26 protein-coding genes and 3 pseudogenes are annotated in these 26,402 nt (G+C 59.9%); 6 read left to right on the plus strand and 23 right to left on the minus strand.

Going from position 1 to position 26,402, the window contains the following annotated elements; translation table 11 throughout:
• Position 1: 1 nt before the first annotated feature.
• Complete coding sequence (locus tag GYM54_RS17510; RefSeq protein ID WP_197445889.1) at positions 2 to 1,090, minus strand: efflux RND transporter periplasmic adaptor subunit; 1,089 nt, start codon at positions 1,088 to 1,090, stop codon at positions 2 to 4.
• Positions 1,091 to 1,307: 217 nt separating this feature from the next.
• On the opposite strand from GYM54_RS17510, the gene bfr reads away from it, so the two are divergent.
• Positions 1,308 to 1,775 (plus strand): bacterioferritin, encoded by a 468-nt coding sequence (gene bfr, locus GYM54_RS17515; protein WP_181099975.1) that lies wholly within the window; start codon positions 1,308 to 1,310, stop codon positions 1,773 to 1,775.
• A gap of 45 nt (positions 1,776 to 1,820) precedes the next feature.
• On the opposite strand, the gene GYM54_RS22130 is transcribed toward bfr, so the two are convergent.
• The 3 genes and pseudogenes from GYM54_RS22130 to GYM54_RS17525 all read right to left on the minus strand — a co-directional run bounded on the left by GYM54_RS22130 (position 1,821) and on the right by GYM54_RS17525 (position 5,542).
• Positions 1,821 to 2,684: a methyl-accepting chemotaxis protein gene (locus GYM54_RS22130; protein WP_371924064.1), complete on the minus strand. Its 864-nt coding sequence runs from the start codon at positions 2,682 to 2,684 to the stop codon at positions 1,821 to 1,823.
• Between the two features lie 42 nt (positions 2,685 to 2,726).
• Positions 2,727 to 3,743: pseudogene (locus tag GYM54_RS22135) on the minus strand (methyl-accepting chemotaxis protein); the annotation flags it as partial.
• 206 nt (positions 3,744 to 3,949) lie between these two features.
• Positions 3,950 to 5,542, minus strand: coding sequence for a malate:quinone oxidoreductase (locus tag GYM54_RS17525; RefSeq protein WP_181099979.1), 1,593 nt, complete (start codon positions 5,540 to 5,542; stop codon positions 3,950 to 3,952).
• Between the two features lie 85 nt (positions 5,543 to 5,627).
• Between GYM54_RS17525 and GYM54_RS17530 the strand changes: the two genes are divergently transcribed.
• Complete coding sequence (locus GYM54_RS17530; protein WP_165914217.1) at positions 5,628 to 5,798, plus strand: hypothetical protein; 171 nt, start codon at positions 5,628 to 5,630, stop codon at positions 5,796 to 5,798.
• 192 nt (positions 5,799 to 5,990) lie between these two features.
• Here the strand turns inward: GYM54_RS17530 and cueR are convergent, their stop codons facing one another.
• Complete coding sequence (gene cueR, locus GYM54_RS17535) at positions 5,991 to 6,401, minus strand: Cu(I)-responsive transcriptional regulator (protein ID WP_131649829.1); 411 nt, start codon at positions 6,399 to 6,401, stop codon at positions 5,991 to 5,993.
• A 61-nt stretch (positions 6,402 to 6,462) separates the two neighbouring features.
• Positions 6,463 to 8,844, minus strand: a complete 2,382-nt coding sequence (locus GYM54_RS17540) for a heavy metal translocating P-type ATPase (protein ID WP_181099981.1) — start codon at positions 8,842 to 8,844, stop codon at positions 6,463 to 6,465.
• Positions 8,845 to 9,001: 157 nt separating this feature from the next.
• Between GYM54_RS17540 and GYM54_RS17545 the strand changes: the two genes are divergently transcribed.
• On the plus strand, positions 9,002 to 9,193 hold the full coding sequence (locus GYM54_RS17545; RefSeq protein ID WP_131649831.1) for a heavy-metal-associated domain-containing protein: 192 nt from the start codon (positions 9,002 to 9,004) through the stop codon (positions 9,191 to 9,193).
• Positions 9,194 to 9,233: 40 nt separating this feature from the next.
• Here the strand turns inward: GYM54_RS17545 and GYM54_RS17550 are convergent, their stop codons facing one another.
• The gene (locus GYM54_RS17550; protein ID WP_181099983.1) at positions 9,234 to 9,866 is read right to left on the minus strand and encodes a TetR family transcriptional regulator; all 633 of its coding nucleotides are present in this window, start codon (positions 9,864 to 9,866) and stop codon (positions 9,234 to 9,236) included.
• Between the two features lie 202 nt (positions 9,867 to 10,068).
• On the opposite strand from GYM54_RS17550, the gene GYM54_RS17555 reads away from it, so the two are divergent.
• On the plus strand, positions 10,069 to 11,259 hold the full coding sequence (locus tag GYM54_RS17555; RefSeq protein ID WP_197445888.1) for a Bcr/CflA family multidrug efflux MFS transporter: 1,191 nt from the start codon (positions 10,069 to 10,071) through the stop codon (positions 11,257 to 11,259).
• A gap of 30 nt (positions 11,260 to 11,289) precedes the next feature.
• Here GYM54_RS17555 and GYM54_RS17560 read toward each other — a convergent pair whose 3' ends face one another.
• Complete coding sequence (locus GYM54_RS17560) at positions 11,290 to 12,303, minus strand: zinc-binding alcohol dehydrogenase family protein (RefSeq protein ID WP_197445887.1); 1,014 nt, start codon at positions 12,301 to 12,303, stop codon at positions 11,290 to 11,292.
• Positions 12,304 to 12,408: 105 nt separating this feature from the next.
• On the opposite strand from GYM54_RS17560, the gene GYM54_RS17565 reads away from it, so the two are divergent.
• The gene (locus GYM54_RS17565) at positions 12,409 to 13,326 is read left to right on the plus strand and encodes a LysR family transcriptional regulator (RefSeq protein WP_197445886.1); all 918 of its coding nucleotides are present in this window, start codon (positions 12,409 to 12,411) and stop codon (positions 13,324 to 13,326) included.
• Positions 13,327 to 13,356: 30 nt separating this feature from the next.
• Here GYM54_RS17565 and GYM54_RS17570 read toward each other — a convergent pair whose 3' ends face one another.
• The 3 genes from GYM54_RS17570 to GYM54_RS17580 all read right to left on the minus strand — a co-directional run bounded on the left by GYM54_RS17570 (position 13,357) and on the right by GYM54_RS17580 (position 15,855).
• Complete coding sequence (locus GYM54_RS17570) at positions 13,357 to 14,307, minus strand: adenosine deaminase (RefSeq protein WP_197445885.1); 951 nt, start codon at positions 14,305 to 14,307, stop codon at positions 13,357 to 13,359.
• A 504-nt stretch (positions 14,308 to 14,811) separates the two neighbouring features.
• Positions 14,812 to 15,108, minus strand: coding sequence for a hypothetical protein (locus GYM54_RS17575; RefSeq protein WP_197445884.1), 297 nt, complete (start codon positions 15,106 to 15,108; stop codon positions 14,812 to 14,814).
• A gap of 156 nt (positions 15,109 to 15,264) precedes the next feature.
• Positions 15,265 to 15,855 carry a YigZ family protein gene (locus GYM54_RS17580; protein ID WP_197445883.1) on the minus strand — a complete coding sequence of 197 codons (591 nt, stop codon included), beginning with the start codon at positions 15,853 to 15,855 and terminating at the stop codon, positions 15,265 to 15,267.
• Positions 15,856 to 16,037: 182 nt separating this feature from the next.
• Here GYM54_RS17580 and GYM54_RS17585 point away from each other — a divergent pair, with 182 nt between their 5' ends.
• Positions 16,038 to 16,367: a four-helix bundle copper-binding protein gene (locus GYM54_RS17585; protein WP_197445882.1), complete on the plus strand. Its 330-nt coding sequence runs from the start codon at positions 16,038 to 16,040 to the stop codon at positions 16,365 to 16,367.
• A gap of 104 nt (positions 16,368 to 16,471) precedes the next feature.
• Here GYM54_RS17585 and GYM54_RS17590 read toward each other — a convergent pair whose 3' ends face one another.
• The 12 genes and pseudogenes from GYM54_RS17590 to GYM54_RS17640 all read right to left on the minus strand — a co-directional run bounded on the left by GYM54_RS17590 (position 16,472) and on the right by GYM54_RS17640 (position 26,365).
• The gene (locus tag GYM54_RS17590) at positions 16,472 to 18,700 is read right to left on the minus strand and encodes an esterase-like activity of phytase family protein (protein WP_197445881.1); all 2,229 of its coding nucleotides are present in this window, start codon (positions 18,698 to 18,700) and stop codon (positions 16,472 to 16,474) included.
• Between the two features lie 163 nt (positions 18,701 to 18,863).
• Positions 18,864 to 19,022, minus strand: a pseudogene (locus GYM54_RS17595) (nucleotidyltransferase domain-containing protein); the annotation flags it as partial.
• Between the two features lie 663 nt (positions 19,023 to 19,685).
• A pseudogene (locus tag GYM54_RS17600) lies at positions 19,686 to 20,667 on the minus strand (IS5-like element ISPst5 family transposase).
• Between the two features lie 175 nt (positions 20,668 to 20,842).
• The gene (locus tag GYM54_RS17605; protein WP_197445763.1) at positions 20,843 to 21,274 is read right to left on the minus strand and encodes a hypothetical protein; all 432 of its coding nucleotides are present in this window, start codon (positions 21,272 to 21,274) and stop codon (positions 20,843 to 20,845) included.
• A gap of 527 nt (positions 21,275 to 21,801) precedes the next feature.
• Complete coding sequence (locus GYM54_RS17610) at positions 21,802 to 22,743, minus strand: MBL fold metallo-hydrolase (RefSeq protein ID WP_197445764.1); 942 nt, start codon at positions 22,741 to 22,743, stop codon at positions 21,802 to 21,804.
• 141 nt (positions 22,744 to 22,884) lie between these two features.
• Positions 22,885 to 23,379 carry a RasGEF domain-containing protein gene (locus GYM54_RS17615; RefSeq protein WP_197445765.1) on the minus strand — a complete coding sequence of 165 codons (495 nt, stop codon included), beginning with the start codon at positions 23,377 to 23,379 and terminating at the stop codon, positions 22,885 to 22,887.
• A gap of 88 nt (positions 23,380 to 23,467) precedes the next feature.
• Positions 23,468 to 23,965: a hypothetical protein gene (locus tag GYM54_RS17620; RefSeq protein WP_197445766.1), complete on the minus strand. Its 498-nt coding sequence runs from the start codon at positions 23,963 to 23,965 to the stop codon at positions 23,468 to 23,470.
• 74 nt (positions 23,966 to 24,039) lie between these two features.
• The gene (locus GYM54_RS17625) at positions 24,040 to 24,705 is read right to left on the minus strand and encodes a hypothetical protein (RefSeq protein WP_197445767.1); all 666 of its coding nucleotides are present in this window, start codon (positions 24,703 to 24,705) and stop codon (positions 24,040 to 24,042) included.
• Positions 24,706 to 24,802: 97 nt separating this feature from the next.
• Positions 24,803 to 25,165: a HEPN domain-containing protein gene (locus GYM54_RS17630; RefSeq protein ID WP_231752238.1), complete on the minus strand. Its 363-nt coding sequence runs from the start codon at positions 25,163 to 25,165 to the stop codon at positions 24,803 to 24,805.
• Positions 25,166 to 25,206: 41 nt separating this feature from the next.
• On the minus strand, positions 25,207 to 25,344 hold the full coding sequence (locus GYM54_RS21770) for a hypothetical protein (RefSeq protein WP_231752239.1): 138 nt from the start codon (positions 25,342 to 25,344) through the stop codon (positions 25,207 to 25,209).
• Positions 25,345 to 25,439: 95 nt separating this feature from the next.
• Entirely contained in the window at positions 25,440 to 25,937 is a 498-nt protein-coding gene (locus GYM54_RS17635) for a hypothetical protein (protein WP_197445768.1), read from the minus strand.
• A gap of 92 nt (positions 25,938 to 26,029) precedes the next feature.
• Positions 26,030 to 26,365 carry a hypothetical protein gene (locus GYM54_RS17640; protein ID WP_197445769.1) on the minus strand — a complete coding sequence of 112 codons (336 nt, stop codon included), beginning with the start codon at positions 26,363 to 26,365 and terminating at the stop codon, positions 26,030 to 26,032.
• Positions 26,366 to 26,402 lie beyond the last annotated feature (37 nt).

A 26,402-nucleotide genomic window follows, 5' to 3' on the forward strand; every position in this document is an offset into this window, starting at 1 on the left:
CTCACTTCCGCCGTTCGGCTTTGATCGGTTGGTCTTCGGACAGCTTGCTACCACCGGCCACCACCACCAGCATCTGATCGTTCAGCTCGCCGCTGACCACCGCATGATCCGCTTCGATGCGTTCGAGTTGCAGGTCGCGGCGCTGGACGTGGCCGTCCACCGCTAGCCACAGATAGTGGCTGCCGTTCGGTGCCGCTTGTACAGCCGTCAGCGGCAGGCGAAAACGTGGCGGCGCATCGTCCTGCGCGGCGGGCGGGCGCTGCAGGCGAACCCGCATGGCCATCCCCGGCAGCAGGTTGTAGTCTGCCGGCGGGTCGCCTCGCAGCGTCAGACGATAGGTGCGCGAGCCTTCGCGTGGCTGGGTGCTGTGCTCTTTGTAGGTCAACGGCAGCGTCAGGTCGGCAATGACCAGCTCGCCTTCGGCCTGCAAGGTGGCGTTCAGCGGGACGTTCAAGGCGGCGGTCTCGGGCAGGTCGACCGTGACCTCGATGTGCTGGTTATTCTGCAGTTCGAGTACGGGCGAACCGGTGGCGACCACCATGTCCGGCTCGACCAGGCGTCGCGCGACGACGCCGTCGAAAGGGGCATTCAGCGTGCTGTGGTCGATGTCACGCAGCGCGCTATCACGGGCGACGCGCGCCGCCACGACATTGGCCTGCAAAGGCTCGACCGCCGCCGGCGCGAGAATGCCTTCGGCGAGCAACGTGCGCTTGCGTGTCAGGTCCGCTTCCAGCTGGCGCAGCCGAGCCTCGGCCTCGCGCAGTTGCAGCTCATAATCCGTGCGGTCGAGTTTGGCCAGTGGCTGGCTCTTTTCCACGCGCTCGCCTTCATCGACGAGCATGCGTTCGACACGCCCCGGTACCTGGAAAGCCAGTTGTGTGGTGGTCACGCTCTCGACCACGCCAGGAAAGCGCAGGGTCTGCGGGCCGTGCTCGATGCGTTGCAGCGGCTCGACGAAGGCCACGCGCGGCGGCACTTGAGCGGGCGTCTCGTCGTCGGCGCAGCCGGACAAGAACAGCAATGCGCACAAGGCGGCGGTGATGCGGGAATGTGATAGCGGGCCTCGGGGTGTTCGCATTGGCTGCGGCATCCGTACTCCTGATAGGGCGGGCAAAGGCGTCGCGGCGACGATGCGAAACGCTGCGACAGATTCAGTAGAGCCCCGCTGCGGCTCGGGAGTTCGACCTATGCTGTAGTGACCGGCCGGTCAGGCGGTTTTGCCCGCGACAATGGGGGCAGCGGTTCGTCCGATGCCGATTGGGCGTATCATTGCCCGGGTTTTCAGATCAGCGCAGGAGAGAGTCGCAATGCAAGGTCAGCCACAGATCATCGAATATCTGAAAGAACTGCTGCGTGGAGAGCTGGCCGCGCGCGATCAGTATTTCCTGCACTCGCGAATGTATGCCGACTGGGGATTCTCCAAGCTCTACGAGCGCATCAACCACGAGATGGAAGAGGAAACCCAGCACGCCGATGCGCTGTTGCAACGCATCCTGTTCCTCGAAGGCACGCCTGACATGACGCCCCATGCGATAAACGCCGGGCATACCGTGCCCGAGATGCTGCGCAGCGATCTGGATCTGGAGTACAAAGTGCGCGAAGCCCTGGCCAAGGGCATCACGCTGGCCGAGCAGCACGGCGACTACCAGACGCGTGACATTCTTGCGCTGCAGTTGATGGACACCGAAGAAGATCATGCGTATTGGCTCGAGCAGCAACTGGGACTGATCGACCGCATCGGCCTGCAGAACTATCTGCAGTCGCAGGGGAGTTGATGCAAGCGAGGCCAGGCGCAATGCCTGGCCTCGGGCAACGACCGGTCAGATACGGAAGCGACTGACCATCGTCTGCAACTGACTGCCCAGACGGGCCAGTTCGACGCTCGATGCAGCCGTCTGCTCGCTGGCTGCGGCGGTCTGCTCGGAGACGTCGCGTACGTTCACCACGCTCCGGCTGATTTCCTCGGCTACGGCGCTCTGCTCTTCCGCCGCCGTGGCGATCTGCTGGTTCATCGCCTGGATGTTGGACACGGTGCGGGTGATGCTGGCAAGCGAGCTACCCGCGCGACGCGCCAGTTCGACGCTGCTATCGGTGAGATTGCGGCTGCTTTGCATGATGGCCGCGACCTGCTGGGTGCCGTTGTGCAGGGCGGTGACCAGTTGTTCGATTTCCTCGGTGGATTTCTGCGTACGCTGCGCCAGGCCGCGCACTTCATCGGCTACAACGGCGAAACCGCGACCGGCTTCGCCCGCGCGCGCCGCCTCGATGGCAGCGTTGAGCGCCAGCAGATTGGTCTGCTCGGCCACGGCGCGAATCACGCCCATCACGCTGCCGATCTTGTCGCTGTCGCGCTGCAGCGCCGCCATCGCTTCCGAGGAACGGATGACTTCGCTGGCCATGCGTTCGATCTGCGTGACCACCTCGGCAACCACGCGGTCGCCGTCGCTCGCTTCGATATCCGCCTCGGTGGCAGCCCGCGCCGCCTGTTCGGCGTTCTGCGCGACTTCATGGACAGTGGCCGACATCTCATGCATGGCGGTGGCGACCTGATCGGTTTCCTCTTTCTGACTAATGACCCCGGCGCTGGTCTGGGTAGTCACCGCCGACAGCTCCTCGGCGGCGCTGCTGATCTGGCTCACGCCGTCGCGAATGCCGCCGATCAACGCTCGCAGGGTGCTGCCCATCTGCTGGATGCCCTGCTGCAGAACGCCCAGTTCGTCGCGGCGGGTGATCTGCGCGGTGGCGGTCAGGTCGCCCGCGGCGATGCGTTCGACGTCCGCGAGGGTGGTGCGCAGCGGCAGAACGATCTGCCGGGTGATCAGCCACGCCGCCAGAATGCCGAGCAGTACAGCCAATGTTGCGCTGAGAATCAGGCGATTGCCCGCTTCGCTGCCCTCGATATCCAGCCGTTCCAGCTGATAGGCATACAGTGCCTTGCTCAGTCGCAGGATTTCCGTCTGATGGTCGATCATGCCCTGGCGTGCCTTGGCGATTGCCTGGGTCGCGGCTTCGAGCGATTCGATTGCCGTGCGGTACTGGCCAAGAACCGTGCGAATTTGCGGCGCCGCATCCCGGCTGGTCAGCTGGAGGGCGCCGTGGTGCCGGTCCAGGGTGGCCACGGCTGCATCGAGCTGCGCATAGACGGCCTGGGCGTTCTGTGAGGTCGAAGAGGCCATGTAGATTCGCAGCAGATACTGAGCCTGCTTGATCGCTTCCTTGACCTCAGTGATGGCGCGGTACTGCCCGAGGTGCTGGACGTTGTCTTCGGCCAGCTGCATGACCCGTGCGCTGACTTGCGTGGTGAGTTCGCCGAGCCGTGAGGCATTGTCATCGATCGTCTGGCGGGCGTCGTTGGCCAGCGCATAACCCTGGCGCATGTCGTCCAGCGAGCGGCGGAACAGCTCGTTGTAGCCGGCCTGCTCCTTGAGCATCGCCACGTTTACCGGGTTTTTGAAGGAGTTGAGCAGCTTGGTCTGATGGGTCAGGTAGACGTCCAGCGTCTGGTCCACGCGTGCGCTGGTGGTTGCGTCGCCGTTGGCCAACATGAGTTGCAGGCGCGCGATGCGCAGATCCGTCAGGTCGTTGTTGAGCTGGGCGATTTGCGTCATCCAGCCGCTGCGCTGGATGACGCTGCTTAAGCTGCCCCAGCCGATCCAGGCCAGGACAAGCGTAAGGATCAGAACGGCACCGAAGCCGATGGTGAGCTTGCGGCTGACGCCAATGTTTCCAAACCATCTGTTCATGCAGATACCAATAAATGAGGATCAAAGAAGCTGTCGGTCATCGTCGCACTGAGCCGCTGCGCTATCGGAAGAGCTGGCGTATCCCTGCGACGTGAATATGACGCCAATTAAATGGGCGGGACGAGCTGTTTGCGACGCCTAAGCGCTGGCATCGGGTCACAAAAAAGAAACCCGCCGAAGCGGGTTTCTCGGTTCGAGCGAGTGCCTCAGTTCACCGGAGTTGCGCTCGGCTTCACCGTGGCCTGGGCGGCCGGCACGTCGAGCTGCAGTTGCTGACTGGTGAAGGCGCGCACGCGCGCGGTGAGGTCCGCGTCGTCGTTCAGCGCCAGGCCGTACGACGGGAAGATGGTTTTCAGCTTCGCTTGCCATTCCGGCGATTCGACCTGCTCAGCGAAGGTCTTCTTCAGCAGGTTGAGCATGATCGGCGCGGCCGTGGAGGCGCCCGGCGAGGCACCCAGCAGGGCGGCGATGGAGCCGTCTGCGGAACTGACGACTTCGGTGCCGAACTGCAGCACGCCGCCTTTCTCGGCATCGTCCTTGATGATCTGCACGCGTTGTCCTGCGGTGATCAGTTCCCAGTCACTGGCATCCGCTTCGGGGAAGTAATTCTTCAGCTCCTCGATGCGGTCTTCCTGGCTGAGCATCAGCTGCCCGACCAGATATTGGCTCAGGTCGAGGTTATCCAGGCCGGCCTGGATCATCGGCAGTGCGTTGTCGGTGCTGACCGAGCTAGGCAGATCCATCAGCGAGCCATTCTTCAGGAACTTGCTGGAGAAGGTCGCGAAGGGTCCGAACAGCAGCACTTTCTCGCCGTCGATCACGCGGGTATCCAGATGCGGAACGGACATCGGTGGGGAGCCGACCGATGCCAGGCCGTAGACCTTGGCCTGGTGCTGGGCAACGACTTCGGGGTTGCGCGTCATCAGGAACTGGCCGCCCACCGGGAAGCCGGCATAGCCTTTGGCTTCGGGAATGTCAGCCATCTGCAGCAGCTTCAGCGCGCCGCCGCCGGCACCGATGAAGACGAAGCGGGCCTTGACGCTGGTCTGAGCTTCGCCATCGGCGAGGTTGGCCGAGACTACGGTCCAGGTGCCGTCGTCGTTGCGCACGATGTCGCGCACTTCATGCTGCAGATGCAGCTTGACCTGCTCATTCTTGCCCAGGGCATCGAACAGCTGACGGGTGATTTCGCCGAAGTTCACATCGGTGCCGAGCGACATGCGCGTGGCGGCGATCGGCTGGGTTTCGTCGCGGCCGTTCATCAGCAGCGGAACCCATTCGCCAATCTGCTCGGGCTGCTCGGAGTATTCCATGTCGCTGAACAGCGGGCTTTGTTGCAGCGCCGCATGACGCTTGCGCAGGAATTCCATGTTGTCCTCGCCCCAGACGAAGCTCATGTGCGGGACGGAATTGATGAACCGGCGCGGCTCCTGAAGCACGCCGCGCTCGACCTGATGCGCCCAGAACTGCTTGGAGATCTCGAACGACTCGGCAATGGTCACGGCCTTGCTGATGTCGATGCTGCCATCGGCTTTCTGCGGGGTGTAGTTCAGCTCGCAGAATGCGGAATGGCCGGTACCGGCATTGTTCCAGGCATTGGAGCTTTCATCGGCGACGCTGGGCAGGCGCTCGTAGACGTCGATGGTCCATTCGGGCTCGAGCTCGTGCAGGTAGGTGCCTAGGGTCGCGCTCATGATGCCGCCGCCAATTAGCAGTACATCAACGGTTTTCTCGGGCTCGTTGGGCTTGGAGCAGGCGGCCAGGCCCAAGCACAAGAGCGCCACTGTAAGTTTTTTCATCGGTGGTTTCGTTGCCCTAGTCAATTATCGAATGCGCACCTGTTGACCAATGGCATGGCCGCATGGGTCTGCTCGGATAATTGGTATGACCATACCGAGCGCCGTGACACTGAAGCTGACCGCCACACGTGATGTGGCGAGGCAGGGCGCGCAGTGCGACGCCGAATCAGGTCAGGGACGCCGGGAAGTGGCGAACGAATCTACCGAACAGGCTGCAGGCAAGGCAGCCTATTCTTCTTTTTATTGGTTCAGGTGACGCGGGGAAGGCCAGAGGCCTCTGGAGACAAGGCGGCGTGATCAGGGCTGGAATTAAGCCCGGTGAAACGCCAGTGGCAATAAAGCCGCTGACCGCCTTGCATGGGCGGAAGTTTATTCATCGGGTTTACATATTGCAATGATTCAGACAAGTGGACTTACCAGTGACGTGGCGACGCACCTCGCGGCTGTATCACCGTTGCGGGTTCGAACCGCACCCGGACGCCAGGTCCTGAAGGATGGGGCAGTCGGGGCGGTGATCACCATGGCAATGGTCGATCAGCTGTTGCAACGTATCGCGCAGGCTCACCAGTTCGGCGATCTTCTGGTTCAGCTCGTCGATGTGCGCGCCGGCCAGCGCCTTCACGTCTGCACTGGCTCGCTGGCGGTCCTGCCATAGGGTCAGCAACCGACCCACTTCTTCCAGCGAGAAGCCCAGATCCCGCGAGCGCTTGATGAAGGCGAGGCGGTGCAGGTCTTCCTCGCCGAAATGACGATAGCCATTGGCGCTGCGCCCGCTCGGCGAGATCAGCTCAATGGATTCGTAATAGCGGATCATCTTCGCCGACAGACCGGTTTTCTTCGCGGCTTGGCCGATGTTCATGTGGCTTCCCTCGTTTGAAGGTCTATTCGATTCCCGAGTCGCAGCCCCAGGGCATACGTGCTCATTCCTCAGGCTTCCAGCGTTTGAGCAGCAGAGCATTGCTGACCACGCTGACGCTCGACAACGCCATCGCCGCACCCGCGACCACCGGGCTGAGAAAGCCCAGCGCGGCCAGCGGGATGCCCACCAGGTTGTAGATGAAGGCCCAGAACAGGTTTTGCTGGATTTTGCGGTAGGTGCGCCGGCTGATTTCCAGCGCCGCCGGCACCAGTCGTGGATCGCCGCGCATCAGGGTGATGCCGGCCGCGTGCATCGCCACGTCGGTGCCGCCGCCCATGGCGATGCCGACATCGGCCGCGGCCAATGCCGGCGCGTCGTTGATGCCGTCACCCACCATCGCGACCACTGCGCCGTTCTTCTTCAAGTCGGCCACCGTGGCGGCCTTGTCCGCCGGCAGCACCTCGGCATGGACGCTATCGATCTGCAATGCCTCGGCCACCACCCGAGCGCTGCCCCGGTTATCGCCAGTGATCAGGTGGCTGCGAATATGTCGCGCATTGAGATGGGCGATGGCATCGGCGGCGCCTTCCTTGAGGCTGTCACCAAAGGCGAACAGGCCGAGCACGCGCGGTTGCGGTGCTGTTTCGATCAGCCACGACAGGGTGCGTCCTTCGGCTTCCCAGGCCTCGGCCTTGGCGCCCAGATCGCCCGGCTGCAGGCCGCTGTCATCGAGCATGCGGCGGTTGCCCAGCGCCAGCGAACGGCCGTCAAGCTCGCCGGCGATGCCGCGACCGGTCAGCGACTGGCTGCGGCTCACGTCCGCGACCGTCAGCGCTTGCTCCGCGAAACGATCCAGTACCGCGCGCGCCAGCGGGTGCTCGCTGCCGCGTTGCAGTGCACCTGCCTGTCGCAGCAGCTCGGATTCATCGCCGTCGATGGCGTGCAGATGGACAATCCGCGGCTCGCCCGACGTCAGGGTGCCGGTCTTGTCGAAGGCCACCGCCGTAACGGCGTGGGCGACTTCCAGCGCCTCGGCGTCCTTGATCAGAATACCGTGGCGCGCCGCCACGCCCGTGCCGGCCATGATCGCCGCCGGCGTTGCCAATCCGAGGGCGCAAGGGCAGGCGATCACCAGCACGGCGACGGCATTGATCAGCGCAACCTCTGCCGAAGCACCAGCCAACAGCCAGCCGGCGAGGGTGCCCAGCGCAATGATCAGCACGGCCGGCACGAACACCTGGCTGACTTTGTCCACCAGCTTCTGGATCGGTGCCTTGGCGGCCTGGGCATCTTCGACCAGGCGGATGATGCGTGCCAGGACAGTCTCGCCGCCGAGCGCCGTGGTGCGTACCAGCAACCGGCCTTCGCCATTGATCGCACCGCCGGTGATGCGAGCGCCGGGGGCTTTGCCGACGGGCAGACTCTCACCGCTGATCAAGGCTTCGTCGGCCTGACTTTCGCCTTCCACCACCTCGCCATCGACCGGGAAGCGCTCACCGGGCTTGACCAGCACCAGGTCATCCAGCCGCAGCGCGGTGATGGCGACGTCTTCTTCGCGGCCATCGATGACCCGTACCGCACGATCCGGCCGAAGCGCCTCCAATGCCCGGATGGCCGCGCTGGTCTGGCGCTTGGCGCGGCTTTCCAGGTATTTGCCCAGCAGCACCAGGGCGATGACCACAGCCGAGGCTTCGAAGTAGAGATGCGGCATCTGCCCCGCCGGCGCTGCCCACCATTGATAGAGGCTCAGGCCATAACCGGCGCTGGTGCCGATCGCCACGAGCAGGTCCATGTTGCCCGAGCCGGCGCGCACGGCCTTCCAGCCGGCGACATAGAAACGAGCGCCGAGAATGAATTGCACGGGCGTGGCGAGCAGGAACTGCATCCACGGCGGCAGCATCCAGTGCAGGCCGAACGGCTCGCCCAGCATCGGGACTACTAAGGGCGCGGCCAGCAGCAGCGCGGCGATCACGGCGAGGCGTTCACGCAACAGGCGACTCTTGCCATCTTCGGTGTTCGCCTGTGCGGTATTGGCGGCCCGAGCCTGGTACCCCGCGGCCTCGACGGCCTGTATCAGTACCGCTGGATCGGCCGTGCCAAGCACCTCGACGCGGGCACGCTCGCTGGCCAGGTTTACCGAGGCGCTGCTTACGCCGGGTAGTTTGAGCAGGGCGCGTTCGACGCGACCGACGCAACTGGCGCAAGTCATGCCCTCCACGGCGAGTTCCAGCGTGCTCACCGGCACGCCATAGCCGGCTTTTTCCACGGCCCGGATCAGCTCGGCGGCGTTGCCTTCGGTGGCGTCGACACGGACCTGTTCGGCGGCCAGGTTCACGGCTGCGCTTTGCACACCGGGTACTTTCAGCAATGCGCGTTCGACTCGCCCGGCACAGCTGGCGCATGTCATGCCGCTGATGGGCAGGGTGAAGATTGAGCTGGTCATGGTTCGCTCCCCGAGTGGTCTGTCGCCAGCATCTTCAACCTTTACCTTATGGAAAGGTCAAGACCAGTGACGTCGCAGCGAAGGTTTGACCTTCCCTATATGGCAAGGTTGATCATGCTCACCGAACAGCATGCCCACGAACAGAGGAGACTTATCTATGCAGACGTTCAACGTACAGGGTATGACCTGCGCCCATTGCGAGCGCGCCGTGACCAACGCGATTCAGGCGCTCGACGCACAGGCCCGGGTCCGGATCGATCGCCAGAGCGGGGTGGTGGAGGTCGAAGGTGACCTGAGCGAATCGGCGATCCGCGAGGCCGTCGAGCAGGAGGGTTATCAGGTCGGGTAACCGTCACGGCAGCGGGCGCGCCATTCCAGGACGGCGCGCCTCAGTTTTTTGTCTGGGCACGGTCCCAATCGCGCACCAGTCCTCGGAATATCGGATCGATCAGCGCCGGGCCGTCGGACTCGGGGTCGAACAAATCAGGATCGCGCGTCCAGTCGCTGAACAGGCCGACGATCAATGCATGGAGCGTGCGTGCGGCAAGCCGCGGCGTGATGCCCGGATACAGTGCGTCGGCGGCGTGCTCGAACAGCTTTTCGCAAAGATCGATGAACATATTGATGAACGCCTGATGGCGCTCTTCGGCTTCGCGCAGCTCCTCGGTGAACTCGCAGCGATGCAACAGGATGGTCATCACGCGGCGTTTCTGCTCGTCACGACCCAGCGCACCGAGACCCTCGATGCAGAGTTCGCGTAGTACCTGCAAAGGCTGCTGTTGCGTGCAGCTGCAGAGCCGTTCGGTCATTTGTTCCGGCGGCAGCCGCACCTGATTCAGCATTTCGTGAAACAGATGAGCCTTGTTCTGGAAATGCCAGTACACCGCGCCGCGAGTAACGCCAGCGTCGCGAGCGATCTGATCGAGGCTGGTGTGCGCCACACCCTTGTCCAGAAACAACCGCTCGGCCGAGGCGAGCAGGGCGATACGGGTTTTTTCGGCGTCTTCTTTGGTTCTTCGCATGTCTGCACTACGGCAGCGTTGAGGCTGCGTTAGGGTCCTGAAGGCGGATGGTGCTGAGTTGATTGCTCAATTCTCTGCAACGTTGGCTGTTTACAAACGTCCCTGTATGTAACAGCATCTTACCGTTCCTGTAAACGTTCGAAATCAGCCACGACCCGTTCTGCGCTGGCGAACCGGCATTCCCATTCTGCGAGTTTCCTTGATGCCCCTCCCGCTTCTCCTGATTCTGGGTGCCCTCAGCGCCTTTGGCCCGCTGGCCATCGACTTCTACCTGCCCGCGTTTCCGGCCATAGCGCGAGCATTCTCTACCGATGTCGAACATGTGCAATTGTCCCTGGCGGCTTATTTCATCGGCCTCGCGGTCGGCCAGTTGATCTACGGGCCGCTGGCTGATCGTTACGGGCGACGCTGGCCGCTGCTGATCGGCGTGACGCTGTTTACCCTGGCCTCGTTGGCGTGCTCGTTCGCACCGACGCTGGACTGGCTGATCGCCGCACGCGTGGTCCAGGCGCTCGGCGGTTGTGCCGGAATCGTGGTGACACGCGCGGTGGTGCGCGACAGCTGCGATCCTGTTCAGGGCGCCAAGGTGTTCTCCCAGCTGATGCTGGTGATGGGCGTGGCGCCGATCCTTGCGCCGCTGGCCGGCGGGCTGCTGATGAATGTGTTTGGCTGGCAATCGATCTTCGTCGCGCTGACGATTTTCAGCGCACTGTGCGGTCTCGCAGTTGCCCTGCGGTTGCCTGAAACGCTCCCGGCCGATGCACCGAAACACCCGCTCGGCGGCACGCTGGGGCGTTATCTCGGGCTCTTCCGTGATCGCGAGTTCATCGCCTTCGCGCTCTGTGGCGGCGTGTCGATGGCAGGCATGTTTGCCTACATCGCCGGTTCCCCGTTCATATTCATCGAGCTATACGGCATCCCCGCCGAGCACTACGGTTGGCTGTTCGGCTGTAACGCAGCAGGGTTCATTGTGATATCGCAGGTCAATGCGCGATTGTTGCGGCTTCGCGGTCCGGGGTTCTGGTTGCGGCGTTTCGTCTGGTTCTATTTCGCATGCGGCGCCACGCTGCTGGTGATTGCCTGGAGCCAGCCGGCGTCGCTCTGGCCGTTGCTGATCCCACTGTTCATCGGATTGGGAAGCCTTGGCAGCATCCTGCCGAATGCGACCGCATGCGCGATGGCGGGCCAGGGCCAGCAGGCGGGGCTGGCCTCCGCACTGATGGGGAGCCTGCAATTCGGGGTCGCGGCTGGCGCATCGGCGGCGGTCGGCGCGCTGCACAACGGCACGGCGGTGCCCATGGCGTTGGTGATTACGGTCTGCGCGCTGATGGCTGCGTGTCTGGCCTGGTACACCGGTCAGCAAACGAATGCGTCGCGGGCGCCATCCTCCTGAGGACGCCGCCCGGGTTGCGGCGTGATTGGCTCAAAACCCTTCGAGCACGATCTTGCCCTTGGCCTTGCCGCTTTCGATGAAAGCATGAGCGCGGCGCAGGTTTTCGGCGTTTATCGCGCCGTAGTGCTCACCCAGGGTGGTCTTAAGCACACCGCTGTCGATCAGCTCAGCGACGCGGTTGAGCAAATGGTGCTGCGCAATCATGTCGGGCGTCTGGTAGAGCGAACGGGTGTACATGAACTCCCAATGCAGCGAAAGGCTCTTGCGCTTGAGCAGGCTGATGTCGAGGCTCGCCGGGTCATCGATCAGGGCCAGACGACCTTGTGGCTGCAACGCCTCGACGATCTGCGGCAAGTGCAGGTCGGTGTGGGTCAGGCTGGCGACGTGTGTGACGTTGCTGATGCCCTGACGCAGGAGTTCTGCGGCCAGCGGCTGGCTGTGATCGATCACTTCATGGGCGCCGAGCTCGCGAGCCCAGGCCTGAGTATCGCTGCGCGAGGCGCTGCCGATCACCTGCAGTCCGGTCAGCTGTCGCGCCAGCTGCGTGAGGATGGAACCGACACCGCCTGCGGCGCCGACGATGAGCAGACGCTGGCCCCGGTCCTCCTTGCCTTCGCTGACCTGCAAGCGTTCGAACAGCAGCTCCCATGCGGTTATCGAGGTCAGCGGTAGCGCCGCAGCTGCAGCGAAATCGAGGCTGGCCGGTTTGCGGCCAACGATGCGTTCATCAACCAGATGCAGCTCGCTATTGGCCCCTGGCCGATCCAGCGCCCCGGCGTAGAAGACCTCATCGCCGGGCTTGAACAGGCTGACCTCGCTACCTACCGCACGCACCACGCCAGCCGCGTCCCAGCCGAGCACTTGCTGCTGGCCGTCTGCCGGCTGGACGCGCATGCGAATCTTGGTATCCACGGGGTTTACCGAGATGGCGCGCACTTCCACCAGCAGATCGCGCGGGCCTGGCGTTGGATCATGCTGTTCTATATCGAGCAATGAGCGCGGATCGCCGATGGGTAGCGACTGTTGGTAGCCGATGGCTTTCATGGTGGTCTCCTCGGGGATAGAAAGCGGAATGCCGTCATGTTCGGCTTTCGCGCCACGAAGAAAAACAGCATATTCCGCAGAGGCTCTTTCAACGGATTATTGAAAATGCTGCGTGCCGATGACCTCCACGTGTTTGTTCTGACCGCCCAACTGGGAAGCCTGTCTGCCGCAGCTCGGCGGCTGGAGCTGTCGCCTGCCGTGGCAAGCATGGCCCTCAAGCGGCTTGAAGCGGAGCTGGGCTGTCGGTTGCTGGCGCGTTCGACCCGTAGCCTGAGGCTGACAGGTGAAGGCGAGCTGTATCTGCCTCATGCGCGCTCGGCCTTGCAGAGCCTTGTCGACGGGCAGCAACTGCTGGCGGGAGGGAAGGCGACCATCAGTGGGACGCTGCAGCTATCGGCTCCGTCGGACTTCGGCCGCAATGTGCTCTTGCCTTGGTTGGATGAATTTCAGGTGGTGCATCCGCGCTTGGGCCTTCGATTATTACTGGCTGATCGCAATGCCGATCTGTTTCGACAGCCGGTCGATATCGCGTTGCGCTACGGCCAGCCGGAGGACTCCAGTCTGGTAGCGCTGCCCGTGGCGACCGCTAATCGCCGCGTGCTCTGCGCCGCGCCTGACTACCTTGCCACACGTGGGGCGCCGCGCTCGCTGGCCGAGCTCACTGACCACAACTGCCTGCGCTTCATGCTGGCGGGGCGGGTTCACGAGCGCTGGTGCTTTTACGACGGTCGACGTGAACTGGAGCAGATCGTGAGTGGTGATCGCATCAGTGACGATGCCGATGTGGTGCGGCGCTGGGCGTTGGCAGGACGGGGATTGGTATATAAATCGTGGCTGGACGTTGCCCAGGATGTGCAGGCGGGACGTCTATTGGTGCTGTTGCCGGAGCTGCTGGGCGAGCCGGCGCCGCTGAACCTGATCTGTGCTCATCGCGCTCATCTGGGCGAAGTGGTACGGCTGTTGCGCGAACATCTCGTCGACCGATGCCGGCTACTGCTCCAGCAGGCACCGTTCGCGCATTGATGCGGGTTGCGCTTGGCGACCCGCTGGTTATCACTTGGCCAGCCGTGCGTCGAGGCTGTTTTGCGCCAGCCGGCGCGCCTGTTCTTCCGTCATGCCCAGGCTTTCATGCAGCGCCATGAAATTCTCCGTCACGTAACCGCCGAAATAGGCCGGGTCGTCGGAATTCACCGTGACCTTCACGCCCTGTTCCAGTAATTGCAGGATGTTGTGTTGGCTCATGTCGTCGAACACACAGAGTTTGGTATTCGACAGCGGGCAGACCGTGAGCGGAATCTGCTGCTCGATCAGGCGTTCGATCAGCTTTGGGTCTTCGGCGGCGCGAACGCCGTGGTCGATGCGGCTGACTTTCAGCAGATCCAGCGCTTCCCAGATGTATTGCGGCGGGCCTTCCTCACCGGCATGGGCGACGGCGAGAAAGCCTTCAGCGCGCGCCTTGGCGAACACGCGCTCGAACTTGCTCGGCGGATGACCCATTTCGGAACTGTCCAGGCCGACTGCGAAGAAAGCGTCGCGGAAGGGCATCGCCTCCTCTAGCGTCTTGAAAGCCGCTTCCTCAGGCAGATGACGTAAGAAACTGAGGATCAGACCGCTGCTGATGCCCAGCAATTCACGGCCATCGGCCAGCGCCTCGCTGATGCCGCGCATGGCCACCTCGAATGGAATGCCACGATCGGTATGTGTCTGCGGATCGAAGAAGGGCTCGGTGTGAACCACGTTCTGCTCTTCGCATTTCTGCAGATAGGCCCAGGTCAGATCATAGAAGTCCTGCTCGGTACGCAGCACGTCCGCGCCGGCATAGTAGAGGTCGAGGAATTCCTGAAGGTTGCCGAATGCGTAAGCGCTGCGCAGCGCATCGACGTCGTTCCAAGGCAGGGCGATCTTGTTGCGTTCGGCCAGACGAAACAGCAGTTCGGGTTCCAGAGAACCTTCGAGGTGCAGGTGCAGCTCGGCTTTAGGCAAGGCGTTGAGCCAGTCGTACATAAGGAAACCCCGTCCGGTAGGAAAGCGCCATTCTAACCACAACGCGCGAAGAGCTGACCCCAAGGTCAGGGCGCACGGGACGAAAACTAAGCGGATCGCCTGTCCTGCGCAAGAATTGACCAATACGCTGCAAACGAGCGCAGCCGTGCCCGGCGATAGACGATCCAAAGATTATCCACAGAGTTTTCCACGTAAATTGCGTATAAAAATCGCCTAGGAGATAGCATTTTGATGCTATAGCTTGTCGGGCCGCTTGGAACGCTAAAAATGCTTTTAAATCAAGGTCTTTCAGAGCCCTGAATTGAAGTGGGCGCAGTTTGGCTAAAAAATGAACGACCGTCTCGAGCGCCCATTGCCACTGGCCTTGCGCGCTTCTTCCCAATGTTATCCACAAAGCCATGCACAGCAGCAGTGGAAAACTTATCAATAAAAAACGCCACGCCCTGACAGAAGGGCATGGCTCAAACGACAACGGGTTCGTTAGAACATCCGCCACACAGCCGTTTAGTTTTGTGGAGTCGGCTCGGTTGTTGGAGCCGGTACGCTGGGCTCGACGGGCTCACCCATATCCGGCTCGTCGTCTGCGGGCATGTTGACGTCGACGTCAGGCACCGTGATGGTCTTTTCCTTGGTACCAACATCTACATCCGGCGCATCCACATCGTATTCGGGCATGTTGCCGCCTTCGACCTCTACGTCCGGCAGCGACCCTTCTTCGGTTTTTTCTACATCGCAACCGGCGAGGCCTAAGGAGGCGAGCAGCACGGCGCCTGGGATGACCCACTTGTAATTGCTTTTCATTGGTTGACTCCTCTATCGCAACGGGAATGCGTGCTTCGGCACTTCCACGACCACGACATTGGTGGGACAAAGCGCGCAGCTGAACGGTTGACCCAACACAGTGCCGTTGTAATAGCGACTTCCCGTGTTGCTTGCAGTTCCCACGGGGACGGACAGTCAGGCGTCCAGCAGGCGCAGTTCGCTGCGACCACGGCTGATGTCCGCGAGCGTTTGCTGCAGCCTTGACCACTGCTCGGGCGGTAACGCCAGCACCAGTTCGGCACCCTCTGCGTCGAACGTTTCGCTTTCGATCAAAGTGTCGTATTCGCCCAGGCGCGCCTTGAACAAGGCCAGCTCGGCAAAGCGGCAATGACAGCCGTAGCGCTCGCGTCTGACCAACTCGACAAGCACGCCCGCCTGCAGACACTTCGCGGCAGAGCCGCCATAGGCGCGGGCCAGGCCGCCGGTGCCGAGCTGAATGCCACCGAACCAGCGGATCACGACCACCACGACCCGATCGCAGTCCTGACCTTCGATCGCAGTCAGCATGGGCCGGCCTGCCGTTCCGCCGGGCTCGCCGTCATCGCTGAACCGATACTGACTGCCGATCTTCCACGCCCAGCAATTGTGTGTCGCGGTGGCATCGCTGACCGCCTGAATGAACGCCTGGGCTTCTTCCGGGCTGGATACCGGAGCGGCCATGGCGAGAAAGCGGCTCTTGCGAATGGTTTCCTGAAACTCACAAGGCGCTGCGAGGGTGAACGTCATCGGCGTGTTTGCGTAGTGGAGTAGGCGGGCATTGTACCGGCGCCCGAGGCCGTGCTGCGCTGAACACACAGATACCGCTCAGTGGATCAGGCTGAACTTAAGACGCCCGCGTTCCCCAAACGAAATACAGGTGTCGTCGGGATGGCGACCTACCCAGCAGCGACTTACCGAGGAGAACAGCGATGCTCAATTCCAAGTATCAGGCATGTATCCAGGCATGCTCCAACTGCGCACTTGTCTGCGAAAACTGCGCGGCGTCCTGCCTGCGCGAGGAAGACGTAAAGATGATGGCCGGCTGCATCACGCTGGACCGCGACTGCGCCGATCTCTGCGCGCTTGCCGCCGTCCTGATGACTCGTGATAGCGCCTTGGCCAAGGAAATGTGCCGGATCTGCGCACAAGCCTGCCGCGCCTGTGCCGAAGAATGCGCCAAGCACCAGGCGGACCACTGCCGGGCATGCGCCGATGCTTGCCGCAAGTGCGCCGAGGAGTGCGAGAAGATGACGGCCTGACGGTGGTCGAGCTGGCCGCCGCGGCGCAGGCCAATGCCACGTAGCGATGAAGCCGCCGAACCAATACCGCTACGTGCGCCGCTGAGTCGGCGGTCCGGCTGGTCCTATCGCTTGATCGTGCCAAGACGCATGAAGCGCGTTTCGCCGCTGGCGTCTTCCACGCCATCGTTGTCGGTCACCACGAACAGGCGGCCCTGCCTGTCGACGGCGGCGCCTTCGACCTTGTCCAGCACCCAGCCGCCGGTGCGCTTCAGGTCAGGCAGCAGGTCACGCGCCAGTTGCTTGTTGACCAGTGGGAAACGCTGGCCTTCGGCGGCTGGCTGCATACCGGCCAGATCAATGCGGTACAGGCGTTTGACCTCGGCCGCAGGTCCCTGCTGGTTGTCGCGTTCGATGACCAGGAACTGGCCGTTGCCGATTGAGGTGAGTTCGGACAACCCGACCCAGCCGCCCTCGACAGCTGGGTCGAGCGGGTAGTGATAGAAGCCCCACTCGCCAGTGTTCGGATTGAACACGCCTATGCGCACCTTTCCGGCCGGGTCGTTCTTCCACTCGCGCTGGAAGGCCACATACACGCGGGTGCCAGCGCCTTCGCCGACCACCGCAACGCCCTCGAAACCGTTGCTGGTCTGCTGCGCCGCCACATCCGTGGGCAGAGCATGTTCTTCGAGCACATCGCCTTGTGCGTTGGCGCGAATCAGCAGGTTCGGCGTGGCCTTGCCGTTGCCTTCCGACGCCAGCCAGAAATCGCCATTACCGGCCTGGGCGATCCCCTCCAGGTCATAGTCGACCGTCTCACCTGCCTTGTGCAGTTCGATCTGCCCATCGATAACCGCCGGCGCCTTGCTGGTATCGATGCTGAAGATGCGTGAGGCCTTGTAGTAGCTGTCCGGCACGGCGTAGAGGCGGTTGTCTTGCGTACGGTCCGCGACCAGGCCGCTAAGCGCGCTCCATGGGATGAGCGCACTATCGGTCGAGCGAATCTCAGGATACGACGCCGTCTTGGTGCCGAATTGATAGATTGAAAGGGTGGAGCGATAGCCGTCTTCAGCGGAGTCCTCCTCGCTACTGACCACCAACAGGTTGCGCGACGGGATCGGCAGCAACCCTTCCGGACCCATGCCTGTCGGCAGAAGCTGATGCAACACCGGCGCCCACGGGCGCGCCACGTCATAAACGGCCACCGCATTGCCGCGCTCGCTGCCGACGAAGAGGAAGTCCTGCTTGCGGAAACTGGCCGAGGCGATGCCTTCGGGCTCGATGCCCTTGTTCTCCGAGCGGCTTTCCGGGTAATGGCCCGCGCGGATAAAGGCGTGCTCCATCGAAGCGCCGGCTTCATGCCAGACACTGCCGCTGTAGTCGAATAAGGTGAAGCTGCGGCTGCCACCTTCCTCGCCGTTCGCGTCCGTGTAATCGCCCTCGTTGGCGGTCGCCAGCAACGGCCCGACCCAGGCGATGGCGTCCGGCTCGCGGCGTTTGCCAGCGAGCACGCCGACCGGTTCGATGCGATCGTTCTCTTCCACGTCCACACCTTGGAGATCGACCTGGCCGGCGCTGAAGTGGCGCAACACGCGGCCACGACGCAGGTCGACGAGCACAATGTGGTTGTTCTCCTGCAGCGTGACGGCAGCGACATCCTGGTCGTTGATCGTGACGTACTCCGGCTCCGGATCACTTGGGGCCACATCGGCAAGCTCGGTCAGGTCAACATCCCGAGTGCTCCAGCGCGATGGCTGGCCCTTGAGGTCGACGATCCGTAGAAAGCCGGCCGGCAATTGCGGAATCAGCCCATCGTTCAGGTCCTCGTCACGCTCGTTCTCGATTGCCACCGCGGCATAACGGCCCCTTGGGCTGACGGCGATCGAGTCCGGCTGTCCACCCATCGGCAGCGTTGCGACACGCTTGGGCTGCGCTGGATTGCGAATGTCGAACACAGCCAGCACGCCGTCGGGCTGGGTGAAGCTGAGCGAGGTATTCACCGCGACGAGCACGTAGTGCTGGTGCACCGCTACCGAGGTCGGCTCGCCTTCGAGCTGCACGAAGCCCGCCGGCTTCGGTGATTTCGGATCACGAATGTCCACCAGACCAATCCGCTTGCCAGGGCTGTCGGTGTAGATCAACGTCCGGCCATCACGGCTCACGGCGGTGATTTCGGCAACGGTCTGGTTCGACGTGTTTTCATCGGCGCCAAGGTTGCGGTACACCGGAAAGGTCGCAACCCGCTCGAAATACTCCGCAGCCCGCGAAGGCCCGGCCTGAGCGGCCAACGGCAGCAGAGCCAGTGTCAGCGCGGTCGACAGCGCAGTGCGGGTCAGGCGGTTCGGTGTTCTCATGCGGGCCTCGGCATTCCGTGATTGGGGTTAGCCAACGCACGCTATGCCGGGTTTCTTACGGGACGATGACCGATGCTCGTTGCGCCCGTCGCGCTCGGATGAGTGGTTATGTTTTGGACATTCCAGGCAGTCCAGAGATCGTGGTTCTGGCAAAGCGCATGAAAACCAGTAGATCAATGTCGCTGTACGGCTTCAGGCCGCCGTCCAGCGCGGAGCCGAACAGGTGTACCGCCAGTAGCCTTGGAGCTAGGTGGCGTTCTATGACAGCGCGAGCTTGAGATAGCTGCGTATCAATCGAGGCGGTGGGTCTGAGGTCGGTCATGGTACTCAACGGCCAGTCGACGGCACGAAATGCTCAACGAGTGTCTGCAACAGTGATGCACTGCTGCTCGGGCGTGCCAGAGCGCCCTTATATAACAGGCCTAAAATGCGGCGGACCCACTGCGAAATGCGGTTGTGACGCGAATGTTGGTCATGCCAAAAAACTAGTCTCGGCTTAAGCGCCGAGCTTAGCTTGACGCCAAGCGGGATGTCAGTGAGGCGATTGCCCAAGCCATCACCCAGGCGCCAATGATCAGAACGGCAGCGCCAATGGCCCAGCCCAATATTGTCGGGGTACACCAGCCCCCGCCGCACATACCGTTGTGCTCCAAGAGCCCCGGAAAGCCAAGTTGATGAAATGCGTAAACCGAAAAAAGCGGAACGGCCAACAGCAGGCCTAGCGGGGAGCTGAGGTATGAGGAGCTCCATGCTGCAGGCAGCCAAAGCAAGCCATACGCTAGAAGAAGCGCAGCCAGAAACTTCAGCGTGGATGGCTTGAGCATTTCGGGAGAGTCCTAAGGATGGTCTGAAGTAGTCAGGTATTTCTGGCTGACTCCAGCCCTTGCCGATTTCAAAACGGTGATTCGGCTAAAAAACGATCAAATCATCCCCTCTTTCCGGATTTATAGCCGGCGCGAGCACCTCGCGCCGGCCATTTCCCGCATTACAAACGCACCTCTCCTGCATTCGTCAGCAAATGTCGGCGCGCCATCCACAGGTTCGACAGCGCGAACAGTGTCACCAACTGCGCGGTGTTCTTCGCCAGGCCACGGAAGCGTGTCTTCACGTAGCCGAATTGGCGCTTGATCACCCGGAACGGGTGCTCGACTTTGGCGCGCACCTGGGCCTTGGATTTCTCGATCTTGCGCTTGGCTTTGTACAGCGCACTGCGCTTACTCAGCTTCTTGTACGTACTGCGGCGGGCCGCAATCTGCCAGATCACCTCCCGGCCTTCATGTTCCGGGCGTTTCTCTACGCCGGTGTAACCCGCGTCGGCGCCGACCATGTTTTCCTTTCCATGCAGCAGTTTGTCGACCTGGGTAACGTCAGCAACGTTGGCTGCCGTCCCCACCACGCTGTGCACCAGGCCAGACTCGGTATCCGCGCCGATGTGGGCCTTCATGCCGAAGTAATACTGATTGCCCTTCTTGGTCTGGGTGCATTTCCGGGTCACGCTTACCGTCCTTGTTCTTGGTCGAACTCGGCGCATGGATCAGCGTGGCATCGACGATGGTGCCCTGGCGCAGCGACAGGCCCCGATCGCCCAGGTAACCATTGATCACCGCCAGAATCCCGGCCGCCAACTCGTGCTTCTCCAGCAGGCGACGGAAATTGAGGATGGTGGTTTCGTCGGGAATACGCTCTAGGTTCAGCCCGGCAAACTGGCGCAAGATTGTGGTCTCGTACAGCGCCTCCTCCATCGCTGGATCGCTGTAGCCGAACCAGTTCTGCATCAAATGTACGCGCAGCATCGCCATCAGCTGATACGCCGGACGACCACCTTCACCCTTGGGGTAGTGCGGCTCGATCAGGGCAATCAAACCCTTCCACGGCACCACCTGATCCATCTCGATCAGGAACAACTCTTTGCGGGTCTGCTTGCGCTTGCCGGCGTACTCGGCGTCGGCGAAGGTCATTTGCTTCATCGGGAAACTCGGGCAACGGGATCGGCGTATTTCACCAGATTCGGGAAGTCTTTTTCAGACCATCCCTAAGGTTTGGTCAACGGGTAGTTTTTGCCCGCCTCGGTGAGCGAAGTGAGCGATTTGAACCAGCTGTTAGAAGTATTTAACATGGCGCTAATGTTCAGGACGCGATTATCTAGCAGTATTGCCCCGCGCATGTGTAAGACATGACCGTTGACATGGGCTCTGTACGACCGTACTCAGAGATTACCGCGTGCGGTATTAAGTATGCCTCGATGGGGTCATATGCTTCATTGAAAATTACAGCTATGAATTCGTCAAAGTCATTTTTATTTAGGTTGCGTATGACGCTTAACTGCCTTGAGCGATTGCTTGCAGTTATACAACGATCTTTTATTTGAATTTTCTTGCCGTCGCTTGATTTTGCGTCGTGACCTGCTGCTGAATTTTTTGCGAGGGTTAAATTCAAAGCAGACGAAACCAACCATTCGGCGTAATCCCCGACTGGATTATTTTTTGTTCTGAGTACGCCGCGATTTTTAAGCTCATCAATGGCTGCCGCGTGAAGCTTTAGCAACTCAGGTATTGATAGGTTGGCTAGATCCATGTTGTTAAATACTTCTAACGTTCGGTTTAGTGGCGCTGCGTCAGCAGCGTCCCAACGAGCAGAGCGAGTGACTTGAACCGCTTGTTAGGTTTCATTACAAGCCACCGAACGTTGCTAACCAAGATAGCTTTCGCTCGAACTTCCCGAATGCTGAATAACTGAATGTATGCTCGGAACGGCTATAACGCTGAAAATAGTAAACCCAATGGTCGCCCCAATGACCGAGTCAAACAGGAGCATAATTGCGCCAAAACAGAGAAAGCGGCGCCAACTAATGCGAAGCCTTTCCGAGTACGAACTTGATCTGGATAGCGATTCAGCATCGGATAACCTAATGCTGCCGCTCACCCGCGGTGAACCGCGCAGCGGTTTACCGTCGGATGCAGCGGCTTGTTAGTCCACGCCGCGTGGCCGCGGCGTTTCCAAGGATCAAGCACTGTGCGCACTCACGGACGCGACCGTCAGTAATACGATCCCACCAGCCGGATGGCGAGCTCCACGTTGTAGGGCATCGAGGCATCGTAGCCTTACATCTTGCCGTACTTCGGCCGCAGCTCCTCGGTCACGCGCATGATGATCGCGTCGCGCTGCGACCGCGCGAAGGCAGCATGGTTGTTCTCGGTCGGCTTCATGTGTTTGGTGAAAGCTTCTTCCTGCCGAGCTTTCAGCGTGGCTTGGCGCAGATCCTCCAGGAAGGCGAGCTGAAACTCGAAGTCCTCCTTGTATCCGACGTTGCCGTGCCCGCCGACGAAATGCGTCCAGCCGAGCGCCATGACTTCTTTGAGGTTAGCGCCGTGATACACCACCGTGTCAGACACCGCGAAGCCCAGCATGGGGAGCTGGTCGGGATTGAGCAAGTCGGGGCTGTGCGCGACCTTCTGTTCCTTCAGTAGCCAGACCGAGTGGTCGTCGGTGTGGGCGGGCTTCGAGAAACGATGCATCTCCACCGTCAGGTCCTCGAACTTGAACGCGTCCGTTAGGCCTGAAAGCACCTGCGTTGGCTTCGGCAGCCGGCTGTTCATGAACCCCATCTTGTTGGCCGTTTCCTTGCTGGCAACGATCCTGAGACTCCTTCCCGATTTCTGTGCCTCGTCGACCCAAAACTTGGCGTCGCCGATGTGGTCGACGTGAAAGTGCGAGTACACGATTGTCGTCACAGGAAGCGGTGTCACTTCGCGGATCGCCTGCAGGATCTGCGCACCGCGCCCTTCGGGGGCGTCGAACAGTAGCACGCCCTCGTTGCCGACATAGAACGTGGTTGAGTAGAAAAAGCGCTGGACGTAATAGCTGCGGTCAGTCAGCCGCTGCAGGACGTACGGCTGTTCCATATTCCGTGTGAACAGATTGCCGATCTTTTCCTCCTGCTTGATCGGCTTTGTCGCCGAAGGCTCGACGTACGGGGCGCCGACCGTCGAAGCCGCTTCAGGCGGCGATTGAGCAAAAGCTGGGCCGATGGCCGCAACGATCATGATTGACAAGTTGCTTCATTGTCGTCTCCGTTGTTGGATCGCTTCACCTTATACACCGCGACGCTCTTGGCCGGATTGCTGGCTAACGCCTGCATTAAGCCGTGCCGCGAAGCGGCATCGGCTTGAATTAATTGTTAGGCGCTACCGCTCGTAACGCCAAGCGCCCGGTGCATTTGTCTTTAGACTTCCACGCTGCATTTGGCCAATCAAGTTGTCTTTGCTAATGCGCGACATTGCATCAGAGAACATGGGATTGACCAGCTTTCCGTACGTGTCGAGAAGCTTCTCTAGCCGTCTGGCCCGCTCGTTTGCCGTTTGTATGGACGAGCTGAACAATATGATGAGAATCTCATCTAGATGCTCAACGTTGTCGAACGATCGAAGCTTATCGGCGATACGCCATGAAGTCTCCCTGCACATTTTCAGGATCTCCTCTGGAGGATCCTTATGATTGATCTCAGATGAGGCGACCCAAAAGTAGAGCTGATTCAGCTCAAGAAGCATGAGGTACGTTGCGAGCATTGCAGCCGATCTTTCTTTGCGATGCTCGTGAGCACGCTGCAAAAGGCTGGCTATCAGTCCGCCAACTAGTGCTGCCAGAAGACCACCAAAGAATCCGAGCCAACCATCAGTCATGTCTAGTAGCACCTAACGTTTGGTTAAGGGGCGGCTTTAGCCCGTCCCAGTGAGCAAAGCGAACGGTTTGAACCACTTGTCAGACGCACTACTGCTGGCCTATCCAGACCAAGAATGCTCCTAGAGCAACACCAAGCAGACTGAATAGAGGAGATGAGAGCCAACGATTTTCTTTGTTCTGATCGATAGCTCGTGTGTGCAGGTTAATAGCAGTATTGATTAAAATTGATATTTCTCCCCCAGTTAACGGGACTCTGGATATGCGATCTAGCTCTACCTGCGGTAGCTTTTTGTATTCGTTAAATGATAGTTCCCGTTGATGGTCTACAGAATAGCGTCTGCGGCAGTTCCTGCGCCAAGCTAAAGATACTTTTTCTCCGTTGGAATCAAATCTAAAAAATTCTGGGTGCTCTAAGAACACATTTTTCCAGTGTAATGCCCTAATATTGTTGCCGCTTATTCTTATAGACCAACCGCCAAAATCTAGTTTGTAGTATCCATACTTCTCCATGACCTGAATGGCTGCAATTACATCTTCAAGTCGGTTGTCAGAATTTAAATATGGTGATTTTGATTTTTCGGTCACTGTGAGTCTTCTTCTTGTAGTGCATCTAACGTTTGACTTAAGCTGCGCCGTCAGGCGTCCGCTTGAAGGAGGGGTTAGAGCTCATTCTCGCCTCCACCGTTTGAGCTTGGAAGCAACTTGGCCATTCGTTCGAGATCAGTTGCGACGTCATTGAAGCCGAAGTAGTTCGTGGGGTGCTCGTACATGTGGTCCGCATGTTGGTCAGGCTCGTAGTTCGTGAGGCGGCTTCGTAGTTCGTCTCTTAGCATGAGTGCGTCGACTTTGAAGCGGCGCTCCCACTCCGCGTTCCGTTCGGTTGAGAGACGAGAGGATGCACTTGTGAACTTGTGCCATAGGCGCTGCTTGTCCGCTTCATCGACGGTGCGAGTCATCTCGACCCACTCGTTCTCTCGAATCGACTCGTCGTGTCGTTGATGCCGCTCGATGAACTCGCGAATGCTAGCAACAAGGGTTAGCGCCTTTTGAGCCAGAGATGCCGTGTCCGACTCCACTACCGACCAGACCTTCTTGTCGTACTTAAGCGCACGTTCCTTGTATTGCTCTGCTTGGTCGGTCTTGAGGTGCAAGCGCTCCAAGAGCGTTTCATTTGTGGCACGCACCTGTTCGCAGACAGCGGTGTACTTCCATCGCGCCGCAAAGTATGCGAGTCCAAACATCGAGACCGCGAGAAGCGCAAACGCGAGAGGTGCTTGAGAGATCACTGACCACTCACGCGCTAAAAGTTCTAGGAACTTGTCCATCGGGATCCTTGTTGAGCGCTAACGTAGAGCTAACCGGCGAGCCAAAGCGCAGCTTTGGCGAGTCCAGCGACCGAAGGGAGCGAGGTTGAGCGCCATGTTAGAGATTATTATCGACATACGTGTCAGTGGCTCGTACAAGGTCTTTGATGAAGCGAATCACTTTTTCCAATTCGTCGCGCTTGATTAGATGCGCTACTGGAGCACCGTTATTTATGGGCTTTGATCGATGCACGGCATCTCCGCGCTTACCTATCCAACTATTTAAGGTGCTTCTTGCCTTCTCAGGCTCATAGTTTGCCCAAGACCATCCTTCGGTTACATCAAGGCCAAGGTATTCTTGAAATATGCGTTTCGTTTTGTCCGAACTTGGGTTGTGGAATTGCTTTAGGTCGGTGTGCAATTTCTTTAAGACAAAATTACCAACATAGCTTCCGGCGACCACGCCAAGCTTTTTATTCATTTCCTCTAGAAGCCTATCTTCGACGTAGGTTTCCCATGCGGTTAAGGCATGACCAGACCGGCTCGCTTCAGAACCTCAGCGTTCGGCGGCGGAGGGTTGGCGTTGATGGCGTCAAAATGCGCGAGCAATTCTTCGGCGTCTTTGATGCCATATTCAAAACTTTGGTATGCACGAGACATGAAAGATCTCTAACGTTTGGTTAAGGGGCCGGCTTTAGCCGGTCCCAGCGAACAAAGTGAGCGAGTTGAACCAGCTGTTAGGCCTTGCACGCAAATTAATATTGAGAGCGCAAAACTTGACCGATATGTTCCATTGCATTTGTTACTTTACTTGTGGCAATTTGTAGATGCCTATCAGCTTCCATCCGGCTGGTGGCAAATAGTGAGTTGCATAGTTCGCTATTGACTGACTTCAAATTATCTCGGAGCTCATCGTTGGCGATGCGCTCAATTAGTATAACGAGCCTTCGCCGCGCTAAGCGCTGGCCGTTATTAACATCTTCGCTAAGCAGAATTTCTTTCCATGCTTTGTCTGCTTGATGTGCTCTTGCCTCTTCTAGATGGCCTTGAGTGATTAGGCGCATTAGATCATGAAGGACATCTTGCAGTTCGATAAGTGTTTCCCTTTGAAATGCGCGCTTTATCTCATCTCTCTCCTGTTCTACTGCTTGCTTGTGCAACCATGACGAATTTCGAGTTGAAAGTATCGTGGTTATCATGCTGGCCAGAGCGCCAACAATGGTGCCAACAAACCCCCAAAATGCAGCCTCCACGCGAGCCTCCTCGTGGCCTAACGCTTGCGTAACCGGTTACTTTTGTAGCGCCAGCGGAGAAAGCAATCCGCGTTGACGCACTTGTTAGCGTTTCACCACGCGAACATCAGTTCGTATGCGCCACGCTTATCTCTCATCTCAAAAGATCTTTCGCTCAGTTCCTGGACATCTTGATACTTTGAGTTCGCCTTTCCATATAAGCCCATCTCCCTGTATCCCTTGTATCCGAAATCCTCCCAGAAGATATTCACATCCACCGAGTCGTGCTGAATCACGAGTTGGCACCCGATCACTTCACTATCGATCTTTGTTCGTCCGCGCACGGTTGCGGTGACTGTAAATTCATCCTGAAAACTTCCAGCATTTCGGTCATCGCTAAGGCGCTTGATTAACTCGCACAGATAATGCGTTCCGTCTACATAGTCCACTAATCCAGTCTCCTTGGTTTACTTTGCGCTAACGATT

Origin of the sequence: Pseudomonas sp. MTM4 (assembly GCF_019355055.1) — a bacterium.
GTDB lineage: Bacteria > Pseudomonadota > Gammaproteobacteria > Pseudomonadales > Pseudomonadaceae > Stutzerimonas.